The sequence below is a fragment of the Kribbella antiqua genome (genome assembly GCF_004345665.1).
Lineage (GTDB): Bacteria > Actinomycetota > Actinomycetes > Propionibacteriales > Kribbellaceae > Kribbella > Kribbella antiqua.
In genome coordinates this window covers 194,526-217,275 of the sequence record NZ_SLWR01000002.1, presented here as the reverse complement: position 1 = coordinate 217,275, position 22,750 = coordinate 194,526, and the positions used below count along the sequence as shown (strand labels likewise).

The 22,750-nt window shown below is 67.4% G+C and carries 19 protein-coding genes and 1 pseudogene; 15 read left to right on the top strand and 5 right to left on the bottom strand.

Annotated elements, in window-relative coordinates; translation table 11 throughout:
* Positions 1-112: 112 nt before the first annotated feature.
* The 8 genes and pseudogenes from EV646_RS07065 to EV646_RS07030 all read left to right on the top strand — a co-directional run.
* A pseudogene (locus EV646_RS07065) lies at positions 113-301 on the top strand (vitamin B12 dependent-methionine synthase activation domain-containing protein); the annotation flags it as partial.
* The gene (locus tag EV646_RS07060) at positions 298-948 is read left to right on the top strand and encodes an HAD family hydrolase (RefSeq protein WP_132145226.1); all 651 of its coding nucleotides are present in this window, start codon (positions 298-300) and stop codon (positions 946-948) included. The pseudogene EV646_RS07065 and the gene EV646_RS07060, both read left to right, overlap by 4 nt.
* A 62-nt stretch (positions 949-1,010) precedes the next feature.
* Positions 1,011-2,567 carry an ABC transporter substrate-binding protein gene (locus EV646_RS07055; RefSeq protein WP_132145224.1) on the top strand — a complete coding sequence of 519 codons (1,557 nt, stop codon included), beginning with the start codon at positions 1,011-1,013 and terminating at the stop codon, positions 2,565-2,567.
* A 254-nt stretch (positions 2,568-2,821) separates the two neighbouring features.
* Complete coding sequence (locus tag EV646_RS07050; protein WP_241995500.1) at positions 2,822-3,814, top strand: ABC transporter permease; 993 nt, start codon at positions 2,822-2,824, stop codon at positions 3,812-3,814.
* 60 nt (positions 3,815-3,874) lie between these two features.
* Positions 3,875-5,626 carry an ABC transporter substrate-binding protein gene (locus tag EV646_RS07045; RefSeq protein ID WP_132145220.1) on the top strand — a complete coding sequence of 584 codons (1,752 nt, stop codon included), beginning with the start codon at positions 3,875-3,877 and terminating at the stop codon, positions 5,624-5,626.
* A gap of 87 nt (positions 5,627-5,713) precedes the next feature.
* Complete coding sequence (locus EV646_RS07040) at positions 5,714-6,727, top strand: ABC transporter permease (RefSeq protein ID WP_132145218.1); 1,014 nt, start codon at positions 5,714-5,716, stop codon at positions 6,725-6,727.
* Entirely contained in the window at positions 6,724-7,740 is a 1,017-nt protein-coding gene (locus EV646_RS07035; protein WP_132145216.1) for an ABC transporter ATP-binding protein, read from the top strand. The genes EV646_RS07040 and EV646_RS07035 overlap by 4 nt, the downstream gene beginning before the upstream one ends.
* A gap of 13 nt (positions 7,741-7,753) precedes the next feature.
* Positions 7,754-8,839: an ABC transporter ATP-binding protein gene (locus EV646_RS07030; RefSeq protein ID WP_241995498.1), complete on the top strand. Its 1,086-nt coding sequence runs from the start codon at positions 7,754-7,756 to the stop codon at positions 8,837-8,839.
* Between the two features lie 485 nt (positions 8,840-9,324).
* On the opposite strand, the gene EV646_RS07025 is transcribed toward EV646_RS07030, so the two are convergent.
* A complete protein-coding gene (locus EV646_RS07025; RefSeq protein ID WP_132145212.1) occupies positions 9,325-9,783 on the bottom strand; it encodes a hypothetical protein in 459 nt (152 codons plus the stop codon).
* An 82-nt stretch (positions 9,784-9,865) separates the two neighbouring features.
* Here EV646_RS07025 and EV646_RS07020 point away from each other — a divergent pair, with 82 nt between their 5' ends.
* The 6 genes from EV646_RS07020 (at position 9,866) to EV646_RS06995 (ending at position 16,231) form a co-directional block, all read left to right on the top strand.
* Positions 9,866-10,477, top strand: coding sequence for a VOC family protein (locus EV646_RS07020; RefSeq protein WP_199236850.1), 612 nt, complete (start codon positions 9,866-9,868; stop codon positions 10,475-10,477).
* 148 nt (positions 10,478-10,625) lie between these two features.
* Positions 10,626-11,456 carry an MIP/aquaporin family protein gene (locus tag EV646_RS07015; RefSeq protein ID WP_132145208.1) on the top strand — a complete coding sequence of 277 codons (831 nt, stop codon included), beginning with the start codon at positions 10,626-10,628 and terminating at the stop codon, positions 11,454-11,456.
* 27 nt (positions 11,457-11,483) lie between these two features.
* Complete coding sequence (gene glpK, locus EV646_RS07010; RefSeq protein ID WP_132145206.1) at positions 11,484-13,001, top strand: glycerol kinase GlpK; 1,518 nt, start codon at positions 11,484-11,486, stop codon at positions 12,999-13,001.
* Positions 13,002-13,031: 30 nt separating this feature from the next.
* Entirely contained in the window at positions 13,032-14,744 is a 1,713-nt protein-coding gene (locus EV646_RS07005; RefSeq protein WP_241995496.1) for a glycerol-3-phosphate dehydrogenase/oxidase, read from the top strand.
* Positions 14,745-14,804: 60 nt separating this feature from the next.
* A complete protein-coding gene (locus EV646_RS07000) occupies positions 14,805-15,464 on the top strand; it encodes a hypothetical protein (RefSeq protein ID WP_132145204.1) in 660 nt (219 codons plus the stop codon).
* Positions 15,461-16,231, top strand: a complete 771-nt coding sequence (locus tag EV646_RS06995) for an LLM class F420-dependent oxidoreductase (protein WP_132145202.1) — start codon at positions 15,461-15,463, stop codon at positions 16,229-16,231. The genes EV646_RS07000 and EV646_RS06995 overlap by 4 nt, the downstream gene beginning before the upstream one ends.
* Here EV646_RS06995 and EV646_RS06990 read toward each other — a convergent pair.
* Positions 16,220-16,708: a winged helix-turn-helix transcriptional regulator gene (locus tag EV646_RS06990; RefSeq protein WP_132145200.1), complete on the bottom strand. Its 489-nt coding sequence runs from the start codon at positions 16,706-16,708 to the stop codon at positions 16,220-16,222. The genes EV646_RS06995 and EV646_RS06990 overlap by 12 nt on opposite strands.
* Positions 16,709-16,759: 51 nt before the next feature.
* Between EV646_RS06990 and EV646_RS06985 the strand changes: the two genes are divergently transcribed.
* The gene (locus tag EV646_RS06985) at positions 16,760-17,239 is read left to right on the top strand and encodes a nuclear transport factor 2 family protein (protein ID WP_241995495.1); all 480 of its coding nucleotides are present in this window, start codon (positions 16,760-16,762) and stop codon (positions 17,237-17,239) included.
* A gap of 5 nt (positions 17,240-17,244) precedes the next feature.
* On the opposite strand, the gene EV646_RS06980 is transcribed toward EV646_RS06985, so the two are convergent.
* The 3 genes from EV646_RS06980 to EV646_RS06970 all read right to left on the bottom strand — a co-directional run bounded on the left by EV646_RS06980 (position 17,245) and on the right by EV646_RS06970 (position 22,661).
* Entirely contained in the window at positions 17,245-19,629 is a 2,385-nt protein-coding gene (locus EV646_RS06980; RefSeq protein WP_132145196.1) for a hypothetical protein, read from the bottom strand.
* A gap of 591 nt (positions 19,630-20,220) precedes the next feature.
* Positions 20,221-21,606 (bottom strand): glycoside hydrolase family 43 protein, encoded by a 1,386-nt coding sequence (locus EV646_RS06975; RefSeq protein ID WP_132145194.1) that lies wholly within the window; start codon positions 21,604-21,606, stop codon positions 20,221-20,223.
* A 41-nt stretch (positions 21,607-21,647) separates the two neighbouring features.
* Positions 21,648-22,661 (bottom strand): LacI family DNA-binding transcriptional regulator, encoded by a 1,014-nt coding sequence (locus EV646_RS06970; RefSeq protein WP_132145192.1) that lies wholly within the window; start codon positions 22,659-22,661, stop codon positions 21,648-21,650.
* Positions 22,662-22,750: the final 89 nt, after the last annotated feature.

The following is a 22,750-nucleotide window of genomic DNA, read 5'->3' as shown; positions in this document are numbered from 1 at the left end:
CTGTGCCATCCGGCGGGGATCGCCGGAAACCGGACTGCCAGCCTACGTCGTCCCGCGTCCAGGTGCGCCCGGTTTCACGTCCAGCGGAACGTGTCGGCGAGCCGACTACGAGCGGGGCTCGCGGTACTCGTTTGGGTACCCGGCATGTCCTGACTTGGAGGACCGCGAGAAACTGGTGCGGCTGTTGGAGCCGGAACGGATCGGCGTTCACCTATCTGAGGAGCTGCAGTTGCACCCCGAACAGTCCACCGACGCTCTGGTGGTCCACCACCCCAAGGCAAAGTACTTCAACGCGTCATGAGTCTTGAGGCAGTGCTTTGGGACATGGACGGGACGTTGGTCGATTCGGAGAAGGTCTGGGCGGAGGTGCAGATCGAGCTGCTCGGCTCGCTCGGCGCGATCTGGACCATGGAGGACTGCGTCCAGTTGGTCGGCAGTCATCTGAGCGACGCGCTGAAGGTGTGGATGGCGCGGATCCCGGCCGGTGCGATCACAGCGGAGGAGCTGGCCAGGCGGATGTTCACTGAGGTGGTCGGCGGGCTGAAGAAGGATGTCGAGTTCCGGCCTGGTGCGCTCGACCTGCTGCAGGCGCTGCGGAAGGAAGAGGTGCCCTGCGCCCTGGTGTCGGCGTCGTACCGGGTGATGATCGACGCGGTGCTGGGCCATCTGCCGGCCGATCCGTTCGAGGTGATCGTCGCCGGGGACGAGGTGACGAACGGCAAGCCGCATCCCGAGGCGTACCTGACCGCGGCCCGTCAGCTCGGGGTGGATCCCACTCAATGTGTCGTCATCGAGGACTCCAACACCGGTGTCGAAGCCGGTACGGCGGCCGGCGCCTACGTGGTCGCCGTACCGCAGTGGGTGACGATCCCGGAAGCGCCCCGCCGGCTCGTGGTCGACTCGCTCGAACCGCTCACACCGGAGTCACTGCGCAACCTGCTCCGTTGACCAAGTAACGTCACCTGGTGCCTTAGTGTCCGTTGTCTTGGTGTGTGGGCAGGGGAAGGGTGATGGTGATCGTGACGTGGCGTCGGGTCGCGGTGACGGCGGCGCTGGTGTTGTCGTTGGCTGCGTGTGGTGAGCCGGACGACAATGCCCCGCATCAAGGGGCGACTACGCCGAAGGCGACGCTGCTGCGGGTTGTGACGACGGACACGATCAGCTCGCTCGACCCGGCCGGGCCGTACGACATCGGTTCGCGGACCGTGCAGGCGAACCTTTACCAGACTCTGCTGACGATCATGCCGGGCAAGCCGACGCCGGTCCCGGACGCGGCCGACTGCCAGTTCGACTCACCGACGACGTACACGTGCACCTTGAAGGACGGGCTCACGTTTCCGAACGGGCACGAGCTGACCTCGTCGGACGTGAAGTTCAGCTTCGACCGGATGCTCCGGCTGAAGAACAGTGCGGCGTCGCTGTTCACCTCACTGACCTCGCTGAGTGCGCCGGACGACCTGACCTTGGTGTTCAACCTGAAGACCCCCGACGCGCGGCTGCCGTACCTGCTGACCACGACCGCCGGGTCGATCGTGGACGAGCAGGTCTACCCGGCGAACAAGCTGCTCAACACCAAGGCGATCGGCAGTGGTCCCTACCAGTTGACGGCGTACAAGCCGGGTAGCGAGATCACGCTGGCCCGGTTCGCCAAGTACAAGGGACCGCGCGGCGCGCAGAACGACGGTGTCGAGATCCTCCTGAAGAAGGACCCGAACGCGCTGTACCAGGCGATGAGGACCGGGAAGGCCGACCTGGCGTACCACGGGCTCGGCCCGGCTCTGCTGGAGAAGCTGCGCGCGTCCGATCAGCTCCAGGTGGTCGAGAGCGATTACGCCTCGATCCGCTTCTTCGCCTTCCAGATGAAGTCGCCGACCTCCCGCAAACTCGCCGTACGACGGGCAGTGGCGCAGCTGATCGATCGCCCCGCCATCGTCACGAAGGCGTACGACGGAACAGTCACGCCGCTGTACTCCGTCGTACCGCCTGGGTTCGGCGGGCAAGTCGACGCCTTCCGGTCTGAGTACAAGGAGCCGAGCAGGGCCGCGGCCGCGGCGATCCTCAAGCAGGCGGGCATCGCCGTACCGGTGCCGCTGACGGTCGGCTGGACGCCATCCCAGTACGGCGTTGGCGCGAAGGCGGAGGTGCTCGAGCTGAAGCGGCAGCTGGACGCGTCCGGGCTGTTCAAGGTGACGACGAAGAGCGCGGAGTGGCCGCAGTACCAGCAACTGACCAAGACCGGGGCGTACGACCTGTACCACGCGGGATGGATCCCGTTGTATCCGGACGCGGACGACTATCTGGCGCCGTTCATCCGGACCGGTGCCGTGTTCCAGAACGGCTACCGCTCGGCCGCCGCGTCCGCGCTGTTGCAGCAGGAGACGACCGAGCAGAACGGGCTCGAGCGCGACAAGCTGATCGGTCAGCTACAGAGTGTGGTCGCCCGGGAGGTGCCGGTGATCCCGACCTGGCAGGGACGCCTGACCGTCGTGGCCGGCAAGGACCTGGAGAACGTCGCGCCGGCGCTCAATCAGCTGTCGTTCCTGTACCTGTCCGGACTCCGGAAGTAGCCAAATCGGCAGATTGCCCACCGTGACACAAAAATGTCATGGCAGTAACGGTTCGCGAAGTATCCGCGACGGTGGGTGCGGCTGCGTGGTTTACTGCCGAATGTCCACGATACGGGACGATTTCCTGACGATCACGATCGGGCAACGCAGCACTTTCCGCGTTTGACTCCGGCGTGTAATGGCGGCAGGTTAAGGCGGCAGCCGCACGTCCCTGCGGCTCGTGACCGACAAACATGACAGGGGGTAGCCGGCGCGTGACCACACCACTCGAGGTCGAGCCGGGCGTACCGGGTGAACCGGAAGCGATCCTGCAAGGCGTCGCCCGGATCGAAGGCCGCTCGCTGTGGCGGATCTCCTGGACCCGGCTGAAGCGCGACAAGATCGCGATGGCCGGTGGGGTGGTGGTCGTGCTGCTGATCCTGATGGCGCTCTTCGCGCCGTTGATCGTGAAGGCCCTCGGCGACCCGCCGAACGAGTTCCACCAGGACCTGATCGACACCCAGGGCGGCACGCTCGCCCCGATCGGCACCTTCGGCGGGATGAGCTGGCACCACCTGCTGGGGCTGGAGCCGGTGAACGGCCGGGACATCTTCAGCCGGGTCGTCTACGGCTCCCGGATCTCGCTGCTGATCGCCTTCTTCGCCACCCTGCTGTCGGTCGCGATCGGCACCACGATGGGCATCATCGCCGGCTTCTTCGGCGGCTGGGTGGACGCGGTGATCAGCCGGCTGATGGACATGTTCCTGGCCTTCCCGCTGCTGGTCTTCGCGATCGCACTCGCCGGAGTGATGCCGGACACCGCCTTCGGGCTGCAGGGCAACACGCTGCGGGTGTCGCTGCTGGTCTTCATCATCGGCTTCTTCAACTGGCCGTACATCGGGCGGATCATCCGCGGCCAGACCCTGTCGCTGCGCGAACGCGAGTACGTCGACGCCGCCCGCAGTCTCGGCGCCCGGCGTGGGTACATCCTGTTCGTCGAGATCCTGCCGAACCTGCTCGGCCCGATCCTGGTGTACGCGACGCTGCTGATCCCGACCAACATCCTGTTCGAGGCGGCGCTGTCGTTCCTGGGTGTCGGTGTCCGGCCGCCGACGGCGACCTGGGGCGGCATGCTGTCGGACGCGGTCGCGTTCTACACGATGCCGCACTTCATGCTGTGGCCGGGCGTGGCGATCTTCGTCACGGTGCTGGCCTTCAACCTGTTCGGGGACGGTCTGCGCGACGCCCTGGACCCACGAGCCCGCTAGCGCGCGACGGACGCGCCGGCTGGACCTTACTCCTGACACGAAGGGGTGGAGCGGAGAACGATGAACGCCAGAAGGAAGATGGGGATCGCCGCGATGGCGGCGTTCGCCCTCGTGCTGACCGCATGTGGCGGTGGCGGGGACAACACCAATGGCAGTGGCAGCACCACCAAGGCGGAGTTCAACGCCGCCCTGGGCAAGGTGTTCAACCCGTCGGACAAGAAGGGCGGCACGGTCAAGTTCGCCGACGAGAGTGCCCCGGACTCGGTGGACCCGGGAGACACCTACTACGGCAGCCAGTGGGACATGATCCGGCTGTGGGGCCGCGCGCTGACCATGTTCAAGGTCGCGCCGGGTGACGCCAGCAACGAGCTGGTCGGCGACCTGGCCGAGGGGCTCGGCGAGCCGAGTGACAACGCTAAGACGTGGACCTACAAGCTGCGTAAGGGCCTCGTCTTCGAGGACGGCACCCCGATCACGTCGAAGGACGTCAAGTACGCGGTCGAGCGGTCCACCTCGAAGGAGGTGCACCCGGACGGTCCGGCGTACTTCGACTCGATGCTCGCCTGGCCGGCGGGCTGGAAGGGCGCCTACCTGTCCAAGGGGATGGACACCAGTTCGGCGATCGAGACGCCGGACGACCAGACCATCGTGTTCCACCTCAAGACGCCGTTCGCCGGTATGGACTACCTGGCGATGACGCCGCAGACCATTCCGGTCCCGAAGGCCAAGGACACCGGCGCGAAGTACAAGGAACACGTCGTCTCCTCCGGCCCGTACATGTTCGAGTCCTACTCGGACGCCAAGGGCTACAACCTGGTCCGGAACCCGAAGTGGGACCAGGCGACCGACCCGAACCGTAAGGCGCTGCCGGACCGGATCGAGATGTCGATGAACGTCAACGCCGAGGACATCGACAACCGGATCCTCTCCGGTGACCTCGACGTCGCGGTCACCGGTGTGGGTGTCACCCCGGCGACCCAGGCCCGCGTGCTCGCCGACCCGAACCTCAAGGCGCGCGCGGACAACCCGACGCTCGGCCGGTTCCAGTACATCTCGATCAACCCGACGGTGAAGCCGTTCGACAACATCGAGTGCCGCAAGGCGGTCATGTACGGCATGGACAAGACGGCGTACCAGACGGCGTACGGCGGTCCGTTCGCCGGTGGCGAGCTGGCCAGCAACCTGATGCCGCCGGTCATCCCGGGGCAGGAGAAGTTCGACCTGTGGGCGACGCCGGACTCCAAGGGTGACGTGGCCAAGGCCAAGGAAGCCCTGACCAAGTGTGGTTACCCGAACGGCTTCGAGACCAACATGTCCTACCGGACCGAGCGGCCGAAGGAGAAGGCGACCGTCGAGGCGTTCCAGCAGTCGCTGGCGAAGATCGGCATCAAGATCACCCCGAAGAACTTCCCGCGGAAGGACTACTTCGGTACCTACGCCGGCAACCCGCCGTACGTGCGCAGCCACAACCTCGGCCTGGTCGTGAACAGCTGGGGCGCGGACTGGAACGACGGTTTCGGCTTCCTGTCGCAGATCACCGACTCGCGTGTCATCCGGGAGACCGGTGGCTCGTCGAACACCAGCGTCCGGATTCCCGAGGTCGACAAGCTGCTCGACGCGGGCACGGTGGAGCTGGACAAGACGAAGCGCGAGAAGATCTGGGTCGACGTCGACAAGAAGGTGATGGAGCAGGCGGTCATCTACCCGGGCCTGTGGGCGAAGACCCTGATGGTCCGTGGCCAGAACCTGACCAACGTGTTCGTCAACGACCAGTTCGGTATGTACGACTACCTCTCGCTCGGCAAGCCGTGAGGCTTCGCTACCAAGTAGGAAGGTAAAGGCAGCTGGTGGCCCGCTGGGGATCAACCTCCCCGGCGGGCCGCCGACGCCGAGAGTTCCGTGATCGCATACATCATCAGGCGCCTGTTCGCCGCTGTCGGCACGCTGTTCGTCGTCAGCGTGATCACCTTCGGCATCTTCTACCTGTTCCCGCGGCTGGCGGGTGCGACGCCGGAGACGCTCGCCACCCGGTACGTCGGCCGTTCCGCCACCCCGGAGACCGTGAAGGCGGTGGCGAATGCACTGGGCTTCTACGACCCGGTCACCGTGCAGTACTGGCACTGGGCGAAGGGCATCGTCGTCGGCTCGGACTTCAACCTGGGCACCGGCGTGGAGCATTGCCCGGCACCCTGCCTGGGGTACTCCTTCATCAGCCGGACGCCGGTGTGGCCCGACCTGCTCGACCGTTTCCCGGTGACTTTCTCACTGGCGATCGGCGCGGCGGTGCTGTGGCTGGTCGGCGGTTTGGCGGTGGGCGTCCTGTCGGCGCTGCGGCGTGGAACCTTCTTCGACCGGGCCGCGATGACGCTGGCGCTGGCCGGTGTGTCGATGCCGATCTTCTGGACCGGCCTGATGGCGCTGTCGTTCCTCAGCTACCGATGGGGCATCTTCCCCGGCGGTGGCTCCTACGTGCCGTTCACCCAGAATCCGGCCCGCTGGGCGTATGCCTTGCTGCTGCCGTGGATCACGCTGGCCTTCCTCTTCTCGGCGCAATACGCGCGGCTCACCCGGGCGGGCATGCTCGAGACGATGAACGAGGACTACATCCGGACCGCGCGGGCGAAGGGCCTGGTGGAGCGTGACGTCGTCGTCAAGCACGGCCTGCGGGCGGCGCTGACGCCGATCCTGACGATCTTCGGTCTGGACTTCGGCCTGCTCATCGGCGGCGCCGTACTGACCGAGAACGTGTTCAGCCTCAACGGCCTGGGCAAGTACGCCGTAATCGGCATCTCCGACCAGGACATGCCGAAGATCATGGGCGTGACGCTGCTGGCCGCCGGGTTCATCGTGCTCTCGAACCTGGTCGTCGATCTGCTGTACGCCGCGGTCGACCCGAGAGTGAGGCTGCAGTGACTTTTCTCGAGGTAAAGGATCTGCGGGTCCACTTTCCGACCGACGACGGTCTGGTCAAGTCGGTGGACGGTCTGTCGTTCTCCCTCGAGCGCGGCAAGACGCTCGGCATCGTGGGTGAGTCGGGCTCCGGCAAGAGCGTGACCAGCCTGTCGATCATGGGCCTGCACAAGGTCGGCACCGCGCGGATCTCCGGCGAGATCTACCTGGACGGTGAGGAACTCGTCTCCGCCTCGCCGGCCGAGGTGCGCGCCCTGCGGGGCAAGCGGATGGCGATGATCTTCCAGGACCCGCTGTCGGCGATGCACCCGTACTACACGGTCGGAAACCAGATCATCGAGGCCTACCGGGTCCACAACCACGTGAGCAAGCAGGTTGCGCGTAAACACGCGATCGAGATGCTCGACCGGGTCGGCATCCCGCAGCCGGAGAAGCGGGTGGATGCCTATCCGCACCAGTTCTCCGGCGGTATGCGGCAGCGCGCGATGATCGCGATGGCGCTGTCCTGCGACCCGGACCTGCTGATCGCGGACGAGCCGACGACCGCGCTCGACGTGACCGTGCAGGCGCAGATCCTGGACTTGATCCGGGACCTGCAGCGCGAGTTCAACTCCGCTGTCATCATCATCACCCACGACCTCGGTGTGGTCGCGGAGCTGGCCGACGACATCCAGGTGATGTACGCCGGTCGCGCAGTCGAGTACAGCTCGGCCGAGGACATCTTCGACCGGCCGCAGCATCCCTACACCTGGGGACTGCTTGGCTCGATGCCGAGGATCGACCAGGAGCGCCTCGAGCGGCTGATCCCGATCAAGGGCACGCCGCCGAGTCTGATCAACGTGCCGTCGGGCTGCGCGTTCCACCCGCGGTGCAACTACGCGCGCATGAACGAGGGCGCGAGCGAGACCGAGCGTCCCGAGCTGCTGGACACCGGCGACGGCCACATGGTCGCCTGCCACCTCACCCCGGCCAAGCGTCAGCATGCCTGGGAGACCGACATCAAGCCGAAGCTGTGACGGGACGACGATCGTGACGACTGCGAACACCGAACCCACCGCCGTCCCAGGCACCACCGAGCCCAGGCTCGGTGAGGAGTTGCTGAAGGTCACCGGCCTGACGAAACACTTCCCGATCCGCAAGGGCGTGCTGCAGCGGCAGAGTGGTGCGGTTCAGGCTGTCGACGGCCTGAACTTCACCGTCACCCGCGGCGAGACCCTGTCGCTGGTGGGGGAGTCGGGGTGTGGCAAGACCACCACCGGCCGGCTGCTGACCCGGCTGCTGGAGCCCACGTCCGGCCAGATCATCTTCGAGGGCCGCGACATCAGTCATCTGTCCGAGGGCCGGATGCGTCCGCTGCGTCGCGACGTGCAGATGATCTTCCAGGACCCGTACGGTTCGCTGAACCCGCGGCACACGGTCGGCAAGATCGTCGGGGCGCCGTTCAAGCTGCAGCACGTGAAGACCGAGCACGGCGTGAAGAAGGCCGTGCAGGGGCTGCTCGAGCTGGTCGGCCTGAGCCCGGAGCACTACAACCGCTACCCGCACGAGTTCTCCGGCGGTCAGCGGCAGCGCATCGGCATCGCCCGTACGCTCGCCCTCCGCCCGAAGCTGATCGTCGCCGACGAGCCGGTGTCCGCGCTGGACGTGTCGATCCAGGCCCAGGTGGTCAACCTGCTGGAGGACCTGCAGGACGAGTTCGACCTGACGTACGTGATGATCGCGCACGACCTGTCCGTCGTACGGCATGTGTCGGACCGGGTCGCGGTGATGTACCTCGGCAAGATCGTCGAGCTCGCGGACCGGAAGAGCCTGTACGAGCAGCCGATGCACCCGTACACGGTGGCGCTGCTCTCGGCCGTCCCGGTCCCGGACACCAAGCGCAAGACCAAGCAGGAACGCATCCGCCTCCAGGGCGACGTCCCCAGCCCCATCAACCCACCCGCAGCCTGCCGCTTCCACACCCGCTGCTGGAAAGCCCAGGAAATCTGCCGCACCACCGAGCCACCGCTGCTGCAGTTGGCTCCGGGCCACCAGGCCGCCTGCCACTTCCCCGAAAACCAACCGCAGGACAAGCCCGTAGCCCCGGCCCCCAGCTCAGACACCAAGCCCAGCTGAAGTCGGCGGCCGATGTCGTCCGCTCCCCGGCTCCTCGAAACCGTCATACGGATCGACGTCACAGCGCTGCGCAGCGACCTTGTGCTCGTCTCGGCGCTGCGAGCCGAAGCTGACCGCACCGGCCAATCTCAGCAGATGATTCTGCGGCAGGCGTTGGCTATCCACCTTGGGTTGGTCGATCGAGACGACCGTTTCTGACGATCGCTCGGTCCCGCCTCCGTGTGCGGACCGCCAGGCCCTCACGATTGGGCGGCGGGGCCCTGCGTCCACCGGGAAGGCGGGAATGAGCGGTCATTGTGATGGGCTGGCGGTCCGGTGTCAGCCGGAGATCTTCGTGGTCGTGGAGGGCAGGGCGGTCTGGCCGGTGGTGAAGTGGCTCCACAGGGCGAAGTTCAGGGGCTTGTGACGTGGTGCGCTGCTTTCGACCAGGCTGACGGTCTTGGTGGTGCCGTCGGGGTTGTTGATGGTGCGGGTCGCGCCGAAGGTTAGTTGGAAGCGGGAGGTGCCGGTGCGCTGCTCGGGTGGGGTGGAGGTCGGCGGGATGATCTCGTCATGGCGAGCTTGTAGGTGTGGCGGTACGGCGCGGCCGCCTTCTCGAGGGTTTGGTCGAGTACGACGCCGGCCGCGGGGATGGAGACGATCAGGCCGTAGGCGCCGTTGGCATAGCGGGTGTTGAGTAGGTAGACCGGCGTGGTCTCGCCCTGCAGGTTGGTCGACGTACCGCCGCCGACGTGCGATTCGGCTGGGCATGCTGCCGGGCCTTGCGCACGTACGACGGAGCTCGCGCAGGTCGGGAAGTCCTTGTTGTTCAGGGAAATCGACGGGTCCCAGAGGAACACGAACCGCCGGGCCGCAGCCGGTGTGGTTCCGCCCCAGCCGTCCACGCGCAACGGCGTGACGATCTCCGAGTGGGCCGCAGCGCCCGTACGAACCGGCCAACTCAACCCACCCCGGACGAAAGCTCACCGAAAATGCCGCCGGCATGACCTGTTCCTGCCACGTGGTACCTCTGGGCGTATGGCTTCGATGCTGGACCATCTTGTGTTCGCTACTCGCGACCTTTCTGCCGCCGTGGAGCGATTCGCCGTTGCCACCGGGGTTCAGCCGGTCGAAGGGGGACGGCATGAGGGCCGGGGGACCCGGAACTATCTCGTCGGGCTCGGGCCTACGTCGTACCTCGAGATCATCGGGCCCGATCTCGAACGGCCGGGGACGCAGCCCGCGTGGTTCGGGATCGACGAGCTGACAGCCGACAAGCTGGTCACCTGGGCGGTCCGGCCGGACGACATCGACGCAGCCGTGATCGCGGCCAGGGAAGCCGGCGTGGACCTCGGGGCGGTCCTGCCGATGAGCCGGGCGACACCAACCGGCGAGTTGTTGAGCTGGCGGCTTGCGTTGGCGGATCCTCCGCCGTACGACGGGATTGTGCCGTTTGTGATCGATTGGGGCTCGAGCCGGCACCCGGCTGCGTCTGGGCTGCCGAGTGCCGAACTGGTCGAGTTCAGCGCGACGTATCCGCGGCCTGGCGACGTCGGCGCCGTACTGGATGCGCTCGATGTGAGCCTGCCGGTGGCTGCTGGGGAGGCTGGGTTGCGGGCCGTGGTGGCCGGGCCGGGAGGGAGCTGCACGTTGCGGTGAGAGCTCACTGAGTGTCGCAACAGCCACTCCGGTGGGCGTCGTTCGACAATGTCGAACGACTGGCGTTGTGCCGCTCCGCTAACGCTCTTAGATTCCAGCCAGCCGTGGTCGTCACGGCTCGCTAGAGGGGAAGGGAGGCAGCGGGGACATGGCAGAGACCGAAGCGGTCAAGGAGAAAACCCTACTGAGGGAATGTTCTGCCGAGCTGGCCGGTACGTTCATCCTGATCCTGTTCGGCTGCGGCGTCGTCGCCCAGGTGGTGGCGGGCGGGATCGGGGATCACGACTCGATCGCGTGGGCGTGGGGGCTCGGTGTGATGCTGGGTATCTACACCGCGGGCCGGATGACTGGTGCGCATCTGAATCCGGCGGTGACGATCGCGCTGGCGGCGTTCCGCGGGTTCAGCTGGAAGAAGGTGCTGCCGTACTCGGTGGCACAGTTCCTCGGAGCGTTCCTGGCGGCGCTCGTGGTTCGCTGGAACTACACCGAGGCACTGAACAAGTTCGACCCCGGGCTCACCGTCAAGAGCCAGGGGGTGTTCTCCACCCTGCCGGGTAACGGCGCGGATATCGGCGTCCACATGTGGGGCGGTTTCCGGGACCAGATCATCGGTACGGCGATCCTGATGTTCGTCATCCTGGCGATCACCGACCTGCGCAACACGGCTCCCGCGGCGAACATCGCGCCGTTCGTCGTCGGCCTCCTGGTGGTCGGCATCGGAATGGCGTGGGGTACCAACGCGGGGTACGCGATCAACCCCGCGCGTGACTTCGGCCCGCGGCTGGCCTCCTTCTTCACCGGGTACGGAGGGGCCTTCAAAGATCAATTCGGGGATCTCTATTTCTGGGTGCCGATCGTGGCACCGATCATCGGCGCCCTGGTCGGCGCGTTCCTGTACGACCTGCTGGTCGGCCGCAACCTGCCGATCTCGGACGAGGAAGAGCCCGGCCAGATCCCGGAGGAGGAGAGGGCGGCATGAGCATCGTTTGTGAGGAGAGGACTTTCCATGGCTGACTTCGTCGGTGCCGTCGACCAGGGCACCACGAGCACCCGCTTCATGATCTTCGACCATTCCGGCAACGAGGTGGGCATCCACCAGCTGGAGCACGAGCAGATCCTGCCGCAGGCCGGCTGGGTCGAGCACAACCCGGTGGAGATCTGGGAACGCACCAGCTCGGTGATCCGGACCGCGATGAACGCGCAGGGACTGCAGGCGAGCGACCTGGCGGCGCTCGGCATCACCAACCAGCGCGAGACCGCTGTGGTGTGGAACCGCAAGACCGGCCGGCCGTACTACAACGCGATCGTCTGGCAGGACACCCGGACCGACCGGATCGCCTCCGCGCTCGAACGCGAGGGCAAGGGCGACGTGATCCGGCAGAAGGCCGGCCTGCCGCCCGCGACGTACTTCTCGGCCGGCAAGGTGCAGTGGATCCTGGAGAACGTCGACGGGGTCCGCGAGGCCGCCGAGGCCGGTGACGCCGTCTTCGGCAACACCGACACCTGGCTGCTGTGGAACCTCACCGGCGGGACGGACGGCGGCGTACACATCACCGATGTGACGAATGCCAGCCGGACCATGCTGATGAACCTGGAGACGCTCGACTGGGACGACGAGCTGATCTCGTTCTTCAACATCCCGCGGTCGATGCTGCCCGAGATCCGGCCGTCGTCGGATCCGAACAAGTACGGCGAGACGCTGGCCAACGGCCCGCTCGGCGGGGTCGTGCCGCTGACCGGCGACCTCGGCGACCAGCAGGCGGCGACTGTCGGTCAGGTCTGCTTCAACCCGGGCGAGGCCAAGAACACCTACGGCACCGGCAACTTCATGCTGCTGAACACCGGCACAGAGCTGGTCCGCTCGAAGGCCGGCCTGCTCAGCACGATGTGCTACAAGTTCGGCGACGAAGCGCCGGTCTACGCCCTCGAGGGATCGATCGCGGTGACTGGGTCCGCGGTGCAGTGGCTGCGCGACCAGCTCGGCATCATCTCCGGTGCGAGTGAGACCGAGACGCTGGCCCGGCAGGTCGCGGACAACGGTGGCGTGTACTTCGTGCCCGCCTTCTCCGGCCTGTTCGCGCCGTACTGGCGTTCGGACGCCCGCGGCGCGATCGTCGGGCTGTCGCGGTTCAACACCAACGCTCACCTGGCCCGCGCAACACTGGAAGCGATCTGCTACCAGAGCAAGGACGTGGCAGACGCGATGGAGAAGGACTCCGGCGTGAAGCTCGAGGTGCTCAAGGTGGACGGTGGAGTCACCGCGAACGAGCTCTGCATGCAGATGCAGGCCGACATCCTCGGCGTCTCGGTGAGCAAGCCGGTCGTCGCGGAGACGACCGCACTCGGGGCGGCGTACGCGGCCGGCCTGGCCGTCGGGTTCTGGAAGAACAAGGACGAACTCGTGCAGAACTGGAACGAGGACAAGCGGTGGGAGCCGCAGTGGGACGACGACCAGCGGGCCAAGGGGTACGCGGGCTGGCAGAAGGCCGTCCAGCGCACGCTCGACTGGGTCGACGTCGACTGATCACGTAGGTAGAAGGAAGGGTTGAGCACTGTGGGTGTAGTGGCTCTGTCGCCGCAAACGAGGGCCGCGGCCATCGACGCGATGGCCGACGGGCGGGAACTGGACGTCCTGGTGATCGGTGGCGGGGTGGTCGGCACAGGCTCGGCACTCGACGCCGCGACCCGGGGCCTGACCACCGGACTGCTGGAGGCCCGCGACTTCGCGAGCGGTACCTCCAGCCGGTCCAGCAAGTTGATCCACGGCGGGCTGCGCTACCTGGAGATGCTCGACTTCCGTCTGGTGCACGAGGCGTTGCAGGAGCGCGGCCTGCTCCTGCAACGCCTGGCACCACATCTGGTGAAGCCGGTGCCGTTCCTCTACCCATTGCAGCACCGGTGGTGGGAGCGGTTCTACGCCGGCGCCGGTGTTGCGCTGTACGACGGCATGGCCGTCAGCTCGGGCCTCGGCGCCGGGCTGCCGATCCACCGGCACCTGACCCGGCGCGGCGCGATGCGGCTGGTCCCATCGCTCAAGAAGTCCGCGCTCGTCGGCGCCTTGCAGTACTACGACGCCCAGGTCGACGACGCCCGGCACACGATGGAGCTCGCTCGTACGGCGGCGTCGTACGGCGCTCATGTGGCGAACCGGGTGAAGGTGACCGGGTTCCTGCGCCAGGGCGAGCGGGTGACCGGGGTGCAGGCGAAGGACCTGGAGAGCGGTCGCGAGTTCGAGGTCCGGGCCAAGCAGGTGGTGAACGCGACGGGCGTGTGGACCGACGACACGCAGGCGATGGTGGGGGAGCGCGGCCAGTATCACGTCCGTGCCTCGAAGGGGATCCATCTCGTCGTGCCGAAGGACCGGATCCAGTCCAGCAGCGGGATGATCCTGCGCACCGAGAAGTCGGTGCTGTTCATCATCCCGTGGGGCCGGCACTGGCTGATCGGCACCACCGACACCGACTGGAACCTCGACAAGGCGCACCCGGCGGCGACCAGCAAAGACATCGAGTACCTGCTCGACCACGTCAACGCCGTCCTGACCACGCCGCTCACCCGGGAGGACGTGGAGGGCGTGTACGCCGGACTGCGGCCGCTGCTCGCCGGTGAGTCGGAGAGCACATCCAAGCTGTCCCGCGAACACGTCGTCGCACATGCCGCGCCGGGGCTGGTAGTGGTTGCCGGCGGCAAATACACGACGTACCGGGTGATGGCCAAGGACGCGATCGACGCCGTCGCCAACGCACTCGACGGACGAGTGCCGAAGTGCGTCACCAAGAACATCCCACTCGTCGGCGCCGACGGCTACCACGCGCTGTGGAACCAGCGGCACCTGATCGCGCAGCGCTCCGGCCTGCACGTCGCCCGGATCGAGCACCTGCTCAACCGGTACGGCGCTCTGGTCGAAGAGGTGCTGGAACTCGTCGAGGAGGACCCGTCGCTCGGCGAGCAACTGCCGGGCACACAGGACTACCTGAAGGCCGAGATCGTCTACGGCGCCAAGGCGGAGGGTGCCCGGCATCTCGACGACATCCTGGCCCGCCGGACCCGGATCTCGATCGAGGCCTGGGACCGGGGCGTGGGCGCCGCCGAAGCCGCGGCACGGTTGGTGGCTCCGATCCTCGGCTGGGACGAGGCGACGATCGAGCGCGAGGTGTCGTTCTACCTGCGCCGGGTCCAGTCCGAACGCGACTCCCAGGACCAGCCCGACGACGAGTCCGCCGACAAGGTTCGCTTGGAGGCCCCGGACATCGTGTCGCCGGCCTGACCTCTGGACTGTCGCAGCCCTTCCGTGGCTTACTCGAGGTGAGCCACGGGAGGGGTGATTATGGGGCTGGAAGCAACAAGTCGGCAGATGTTCGTCACCACGGGGATCGCGGGCCTGGCCGGCCTGGTCCTGGTGGCGGTCAGTCAGGCGCTGGTTCAGGTCGGTGGTGCCGAGCCGGAGTTCGACGCACCGGCGGCAGAAATCCAGCGCTTCCTCGAGGCACGCAACGAGACGTTATATGCCATCGGCACCGTCCTGGGGTTGCTCGCCGTGGTGGCGCTTGGCTTCTTCGTGGCCGGCGTATCGACTGTTCTGCGCGAGGTCGAGGACCGGCCGGCCTGGCGTTCGGCCGTCGCGCTCGTCTTCGGGATCGTCTTCGTGGCGCTGCTGATGAGCCCGGGCTGGGAGCTCGCGGCCTACCGGATCGACGACGGCGTGGATCCGCAGATCGCCCGCTATGCCTTCGATATGGGCAACCTGGGCTTCGCCAACAGCTGGGTCGCGCTGGCCGGGTTTCTGACCGCGGCCGGCTGGATCACCCTCGAATCGCGGTCTCTGCCGCAGTGGCTCGGCTGGCTGGCGATTGTCGCGGCTGTCGGCTTCGTCGCCGGCCGCGCGTTCTGGACCACCCCGATCTGGTTGATCCCGTATTCGCTCTTCTGGGTCTGGGTCGTCGTACTGAGTATCCAGCTGATCCGGGGGCGTATCCTCGCCCGGTGAGACCGGTACGGATCGGCGTCCAGTTGGCGCCACAACGGGCGTCGTACGCCGACATCCGGCGCGCCGCCGCCGAGGTCGAGGCGCTCGGGGCGGACATCCTCTTCACCTGGGACCACTTCTTGCCGCTCGGCAAGGTTGCTGACGGCAAGCACTTCGAGGGGTGGTCGATTCTCGGTGCCTGGGCCGAGCAGACTTCGCGGATCGAGCTCGGCGTTCTGGTGAGCTGCAACAGCTACCGCAACCCCGATCTGCTCGCGGACATGGCGCGGACCGTCGATCACATCAGCGGCGGCCGGGTCGTGTTCGGGATCGGCGCAGGCTTCAAGGAGCGGGAGTTCCTCGAGTACGGCTACGAGTTCCCGTCTGCCGGCCGGCGGGTGGCCGAGTTGGCCGCTGCGCTGCCGCGGATCTCGGCGCGGCTCGCCGTACTGAACCCGTCGCCGGTCCGCAAGCTGCCGATCCTGATCGCCGGCGGCGGCGAGCAGAAGATGCTCCGCGTGGTCGCCCGCCACGCCGACATCTGGAACACCTTCGCCGAGGGCGAAGACTTCGCCCGCAAAACCGCGCTCCTCGACCAGTACTGCGCCGAGCTCGGCCGGAACCCCTTAGAAATCGAACGCTCCGTCCACGTAGGCGGCGACCCACGCCTCTCCGGACCAGAGTTGCTAGACGCCGGCGCCACCCTCTTCACCCTCTCCACCAGCGGCCCCGACTACAACCTCGACACCGCCCGCCAATGGATCACCTGGCGCGACTCACAAAACTGAGGCAATCAGGGCGGTTCCCGGGGCGGTTCGGCCGCCTGGGCCTGGGGTGGGGGTGACGTCGGCTGCTGTGAGGGCTTCGCCGCATTCTGAGCAGGAGACGGTTGGGGTGGTGGTTTTGCCGCAGGTGGTGTGGGTGAAGCGGAGGGGTTGGCCGGCTGGTGGTGTGGCCCAGCGGTCGCCCCAGGCGGTGAGGGCCAGCAGGATGGGGATCAGCTCGCGGCCGGCCTCGGTGAGGCTGTAGGCGTAGCGAACCGGGTTCTCCTGGTACGCCGTACGCGCGACCAGGCCGCCGTTCATCAGCGTGCCGAGGCGATCGGTGAGCAGGTTGCGGGAGATTCCGAGGTCGGTGACGAGCTGGTCGAACCGGTCGAGGCCCAGGTACAGATCGCGCAGGACAAGGGGTGTCCACCAGTCGCCGATGACCTCCAGGGACTGAGCGAGTGAGCAGTGCATCGAGGCGAAGCTGGTGTTCCGCATGTCACCATCGTAGTCAGTTGCGTCATTGAACTCACCATCCCTAGGGTGGTGGTGACTGCTGATGAGAGGGGACTCATGTACCACCGGTTCGTGGCGGCGCAGGTGCGGAAGGCGTTCGCCGAGATCAGCAAGGGCAACTGGGAGGCGATGGTCGCCGGGATGGCGCCGTCGTTCACCTACCGCTTCTACGGCGACCATGCGCTGGCGGGGGAGCGGCACACGCACGACGCGCTGCGGCGGTGGTGGGAGCGGTGCTTCCGGTTGTTGCCGAACACCCGCTTCGACGTGCAGGACGTCCTCGTCGCGGGCTGGCCGTGGGACACCCGCGTCGCCACCGCCGTGACGGTCGACGTCGGCGTTGTCGACGGCTCCCGCTACCAGAACGTCGTACACCAGTTCCTGCGGATGAAGTGGGGCAAGATCACCGAGGTCCGGACACTCGAGGACACCGCCGTACTCGAGAAGACCCTCGACCGCCTCGCAGCCGCCGGCTTCGAGGAAGCCCACGCGGCCCCCATCACGGACAGCTGAGGTCGTCAGGTCGAGTCGGGTGCTGGGACGCGATGCGTCCCGGTGGGGTCGACGTGGAAGACGAAGCCGTGGGGTGTGGTCCATTCGAGGGTTGTGGGGTCGAGGCGGCGTACTTTCCAGCGGCCGTGGGTTTTGAGCCGGTGGTGGAACCGGGTGATCGGTGCGAGGTTGGTGGTGCTGGTCTGCTCGGTTGGGCCTTGGGGGTTGTAGGGCTGGATGTGGTCGAGGTCGGTGGTGGTGGTGGTCTCGGTGGTGCCGTAGGGGAATTGTTCGGCGGGGTGGATGAGTTTGACGCGTTCGCGGATGCGGTCGGGGATTTCGTAGGCGTCGACGGCGATGGGGTGGTTGAGGTCGATGACGGGTTTGACGACGTAGGGTCCGTGGCCGATGAGTTCGGTGAGTTGGGCGGCGAGGTGCGGGCCGAGTTCCTCGACGCGCAGGACGCCGGTGCCGGTGGCGAGGGTGTGGTCGGTGAGGTGCACATAGATCTCGGTCTTTCCCGGCCGCAACCGACCACCACCCGCGCGACCGCCGGTGCCACGGGTACCTGAGGACATCGCGGTCCCGTCAGCGGACATGGGTGTTCCGCGAGAGGGCATAGATGTCCCGTCGGTGGGCATGGGTGTCCCGTCGGACAGACCGGAGCGCTTGGGTGTCCCGTCGGCAGGTATCAGGCGTCCGTCAGAGAGCGTGCGGGTTCCATCGGAGGGCACGGGTGTCCCGCCGGAGGCGGCAGGTGTGCCGTCGGCGTGCCTGGAGGTTCCGTCGGAGAGTCTGGGTGTCCCGCCGGAGGGCACGACGGCTCCACCAGAGGGCAGACGTGTCCGGTCGGGGGGCATGGGAGTGCCGTGCATGGTGCCGGTGGCTCCAGGGCGGTCGCTGTTAGCGTGAGCCGCACGCGGGGTGGCGTGGGCGTCGTGCTTGATCTGGGCCAGCCGGGCCTGGAGCGCGCGCCATGCGGCCGAGTCCATCGGCTCTCCGGCGTCGTCGTCGGCGTGTGATCCGTCTGGGTTGTCCCAGGGTTCGGGGATGGGGCTGGGGGTGTCGAGGGGGTCGGGCAGGTCGGTTTGGCTGGGGTGGGGTGCGTCGCGGTCGGCTTCCTCGTCCGGGCCGGGCTCACACCAGTGGGTCTCCCACCCATCCAGTCGCTCCTCATCGGCGGTGGCGGCATCCGCGGCCGGGCGCAGTCGTCCGCCGAGGTAGTTGCTCGGGGCGATGATCGGGGCAACGCCAAACCCGCCGGGTGTGGCGTCTGAGTCGCCGGGATTGGTTGCCGGCGGCACCGGGTTGGATGCGCCGGCGCAGGGGGTGTCGTCGAGCATGGTGGCGTGCTCTGCGGGGTTGGTCGTCGGAGACCCAGGGCGGGATGCATCAGCCGAAGGAGCGGTGGCGGTGGCGGGCTGCGGCATCGCGCCGTCGTCGACGTCGGTGCCGGTGCCGATGCAGGCGCTGGCGTCATCCTCGGTGTCGGTGGGCGCGTCGGCGTCATCCTCGGTGTCGGTGGGCGCGTCGGCGTTGTCCCCTGCGTCGAGGGTGGCCTCGGTGTCGTCCTCGGCGTGGGCGTCGCCGTCTTCCGCACTGGCGTCGTCGGGCTGGGCGGTGGATTGGGCGTGGTGGGCTTGGGCTTGGAGGAGGAGTTGTTCGGTGTAGCGGGGGTCGGCGATGATGCCGACGGCTTCGGCGCGGCGTGCGTTGAGGGAGCGGGTGTCGCCGAAGACCTTTAGGGCCTCGGCGATGCCGTCGATGGTGGCGTCGTAGCGCTTCGCGTTGCCGGTGGAGGTGCGGATGTAGATGGTGGTGGTGCCGTGGTCGCTGCCACGGGCGACGAAGACGCCGCGTTCACGAGCCTTCTGTTCGGCCTCCGCCCGTGCGGCCGCGGCGTCGGCGTGGAACCGGGCCGCGGTGATGATCTTGTCCAGCCGGTACGGCGTGATCGTGTCCACGATGCCGGCGACGCGTTGGTCGACGTAGCGGGCGGCGTCTTCGGACAGTTTCAGGCAGGCGGCGGCGATCTGCCGCGCCTTCCACGGCGTCGCCTCACCCGAGCGGACCTTGGCCCAGATGAACGGGAACCGGTGCCGCAGTGCGAGGGCCTCGCCGATCAGCCGTGCCGCGACACCGGTGGACACCCCGACCACCACACCGAACTCGGCGGGGGCGAACTCGGCGATCTCCGGGCAGCCGTCGCCGCCGAGCACGATCGCGCGTTCGCGGCCGCCGGAGGATGTGCGTCCGGGGCGGGTCGGGCACTTGTCGGGGTGGAAGCGGTCGGCGTAGAGCTGGGCGTGTTCGAGGAGCCGCGCGTCGACCCGGTTGGCCGCGGCGCGGTGGTCGGCGGCGGACTCGAGTAGGTCGGCCGTCGACAGCGAGGTCAGATCTCCTTCGAACATGTGTTCGATCTTACGCGACCCGGATCGTGCCTGCCAAGTCGCCGATCTACCCAGAATCCCTTATCCACAAGGGGAAACATCACACTCCAAGACCCCGCCGAAACGGATATGCGAGAGGTGGTTGCTGTGCCATCAGTGGATCCACGGTCAGCCCGGGGTGAGCATGGTGCCCGTTGAGGGGCTCAAGCGGCGGTGCGGGGCGGTGAGAAGACGCTCCGCCTGCTGTGGCTGCGGTGGCAGGGCGCGCCGGCCGTCCTGCAGGCAGCGCTCCCGCCTCACGCAGGTCCCCACCGCCCTCGCCCCGGTTGCCATGCGGGATGAAGGCTGGAAGAGATCGAAGCCAAACCATCGTCCTCGAGCAACCCGCGGACCATGGTCTTGGAGGTACTAGCCGCCCAGATCGTCACGCTCGGGGGAGTGCCCGGTCAGCGTCGCGCCGAGCTGGCGCGTCGCTACGGTGCCGACTTGGAGGTGGCGTGCTCCGCCTCGACGCCGAGCCCAATGGATTCACCAGCCCGCAGGTACGCCGCAGACGTCGTCGGGCTCACGATCGCCGGTTCTTCCCCCGGCGGGTCATGCACCTTCAGCAGATCATGTGCGGCTCGTGTAAGTCACCTCGTGGATGGTCGTAGCTTCGGCGAGGGATTGCAGGCCGAGGGTGCGGCCGGTGAAGCCGCCGGCTACTTCGGTGGAGAGGTAGCGGCCGTCGAAGCGGGTCAGCTCTTTGTACGTCGTTCCAGTGATGAAGCCGAGTTCGATGTCGTCGGGGCCGCCGAAGGTCGGCTCCTTCGCGGTGATTCGTAGCGTCACCGGACCGGTGACCGGGGCAGAGGCGAGTTCTTGTTCGAGTGGGCCGATTCGGAGGCGGGCGACGACGCGGTCGGGGGAGAGGTCGAGCGAGCACCAGTGCCGGTCGTCCAGCCGGAGCACCTGCCGGAAGTTGCTGGGGGCAACTGTCACGCTGAACGACCACGCCTCGTCCCGGGCGCGTACGGCGAGCAGGCCGCCCGGCAACAGCTGACCGTCTTTGACGAGCTCCGACGGGTTCGCATCGGGCGAGATCCACCGTGGGTGCAGCCCTGCGAGATCATCCGTAAAGGAGTGGTCGACGGCCGCTACGTCGTACCGAGATTCGTCGTACGTCGGCCAGCCGTCGGACCAGGTGATCCCGGCCAGGAAGGTCTCGCGGCCGTTGGTGTGGAAGAGCGGCGTACCGCCGCGGGCGCGGACGCCGAGGAAGACAGCGGCCCAGGTGCCGTCGGGGAGTTCGACCAGGTCGGAGTGGCCGACGTTCTGGATCGGCTCGCGGGTGCTGCGGTGGGAGAAGATCGGGTTGCCGGGTGCCCCTTCGAAGGGGCCGGTGATCGAGCGGGAGCGGGCGATGGAGACGCTGTGGCCGCGTTCGGTGCCGCCTTCCGCGATCAGCAGGTACCACCAGCCCTCGCGGTGATACAGATGCGGCGCCTCCGGATACTGGAGACCCGTGCCCGACCACATCCGCCTCGGCTCCTCGAGGAGGATCCCGGCGACCGGGTCAACCGACGCTTGCATGATGCCTGCGGACGTCGTCCAGGTGAGGTAGCAGCGGCCGTCCAGGTCCCAGGCGAGATCGGGATCGATGCCGCCGGCATCTTCCACGAAGACCGGGTCGGTCCATGGTCCGCGCGGATCCTCGGCGGTCACGATCAGCTGGCCCTTGGCCTGCGACACGTTAGTCGTCACCAGCCAGAACCGTCCGTCGTGGAACCGCAGCGTCGGGGCGTAGATCCCCCGGCTGGCGCCGATGCCGATCTCCAGTTGGCTCGGCCGGTCGAGGATGTTGCCGAGCTGCTCCCAGTGGATCAGGTCGCGGCTGTGGAACAGCGGTACGCCGGGGAAGTACTCGAAGGACGAGGTGGCGAGGTAGTAGTCGTCGCCGACCCGGCAGATGCTCGGGTCAGGATAGAAGCCGGCAATGACGGGCGTGGTGGTCGTCACCTGATGCAGTTAAGCGCATAACATCGGATCAATCAAGAAATTCAGCAGCCGCAGCTGGTGCCCAGGACGAAGGGCGCGTGGAGCTGCGCCGGGTCGGGCTGGGCGGTGCCGTCGAGTAGGCCGGCCAGGATTCGTACGGCGCTGCGCCCGATCTCCTCCATCGGCTGCCGGACCGTGGTCAGCCGTGGCGTGGCGAACTGCCCGGCCAGTATTCCGTCGAAGCCGGTGACCGCGACCTGCCCCGGTACGTCGATGCCCGCGGCAACCAATGTGTCGATCGCGACCAGTGCCTCCTGGTCGGTCGAGCACACGAACACGTCCGGCAGTTCGTCGAGATACCCGCGTACGACGCTCTCCGTACCGGCGTCTTCACCCGGCTGGCTGTGCGCCGGCTCCGGAACGGGCAGGCCGGCCGTGGTGAGTGCGGCCGCGAAACCGTCGTACCGGGAGCTGAACTCCGGCAGGCGACTCTGACCGAGGTAGACGAAGCGGCGGAAACCGTGGACCTGCAGGAGATGTTCGGTCAGCTCGGTCATGCCGGTGCGGTTGTCGACCGCGACAGTGTGGACGTCGTCGCCGGCGATGCCGCTGCCGAGCTCGACAACCGGGATCCGCTTCGACACCTGGATGATCGCCTCGCTTGGAGCCGAACCGGCGAATGCGATCAGCCCGTCGACGCGGCCGGCGATGTCGATCACCGCCGGCAGGTCGCCGTCCTTGTGGCCGGCGCCGAGCATCAACGCGTACCCGCGGCGGCGGCACTCGAGCTGGACGCCCCGCTGAACTACGTCGACGTACAGCGGGAAGTGTCGTAGATCGGCCTCGCCGGGGTCGAGCTGATAGTCGAACGAGTACAGCCCGATCGCCCCAGCGGTCCCCTTGGCCAGCCCGCGTGCACTCGCACTCGGGACGTACCCAATCGCAGCAGCCGTCGCCAGCACCAGCTCACGAGTCGACTGCTTCACCCGGCCCGGCTGGCTGAAGGCGAACGACACCGTCGCCGTCGAGACGCCGGCTCGCGCGGCGACGTCGTACACGGTCGGCCGTCGTCCCATGGGGTGCAGTGTAGGCGGGAGGACCGGTGATGGCCGGTCCTCCTCGAAAAGCTTGCCTGACCCCGGCCGGTGGCATGCTGCCGCAAGTC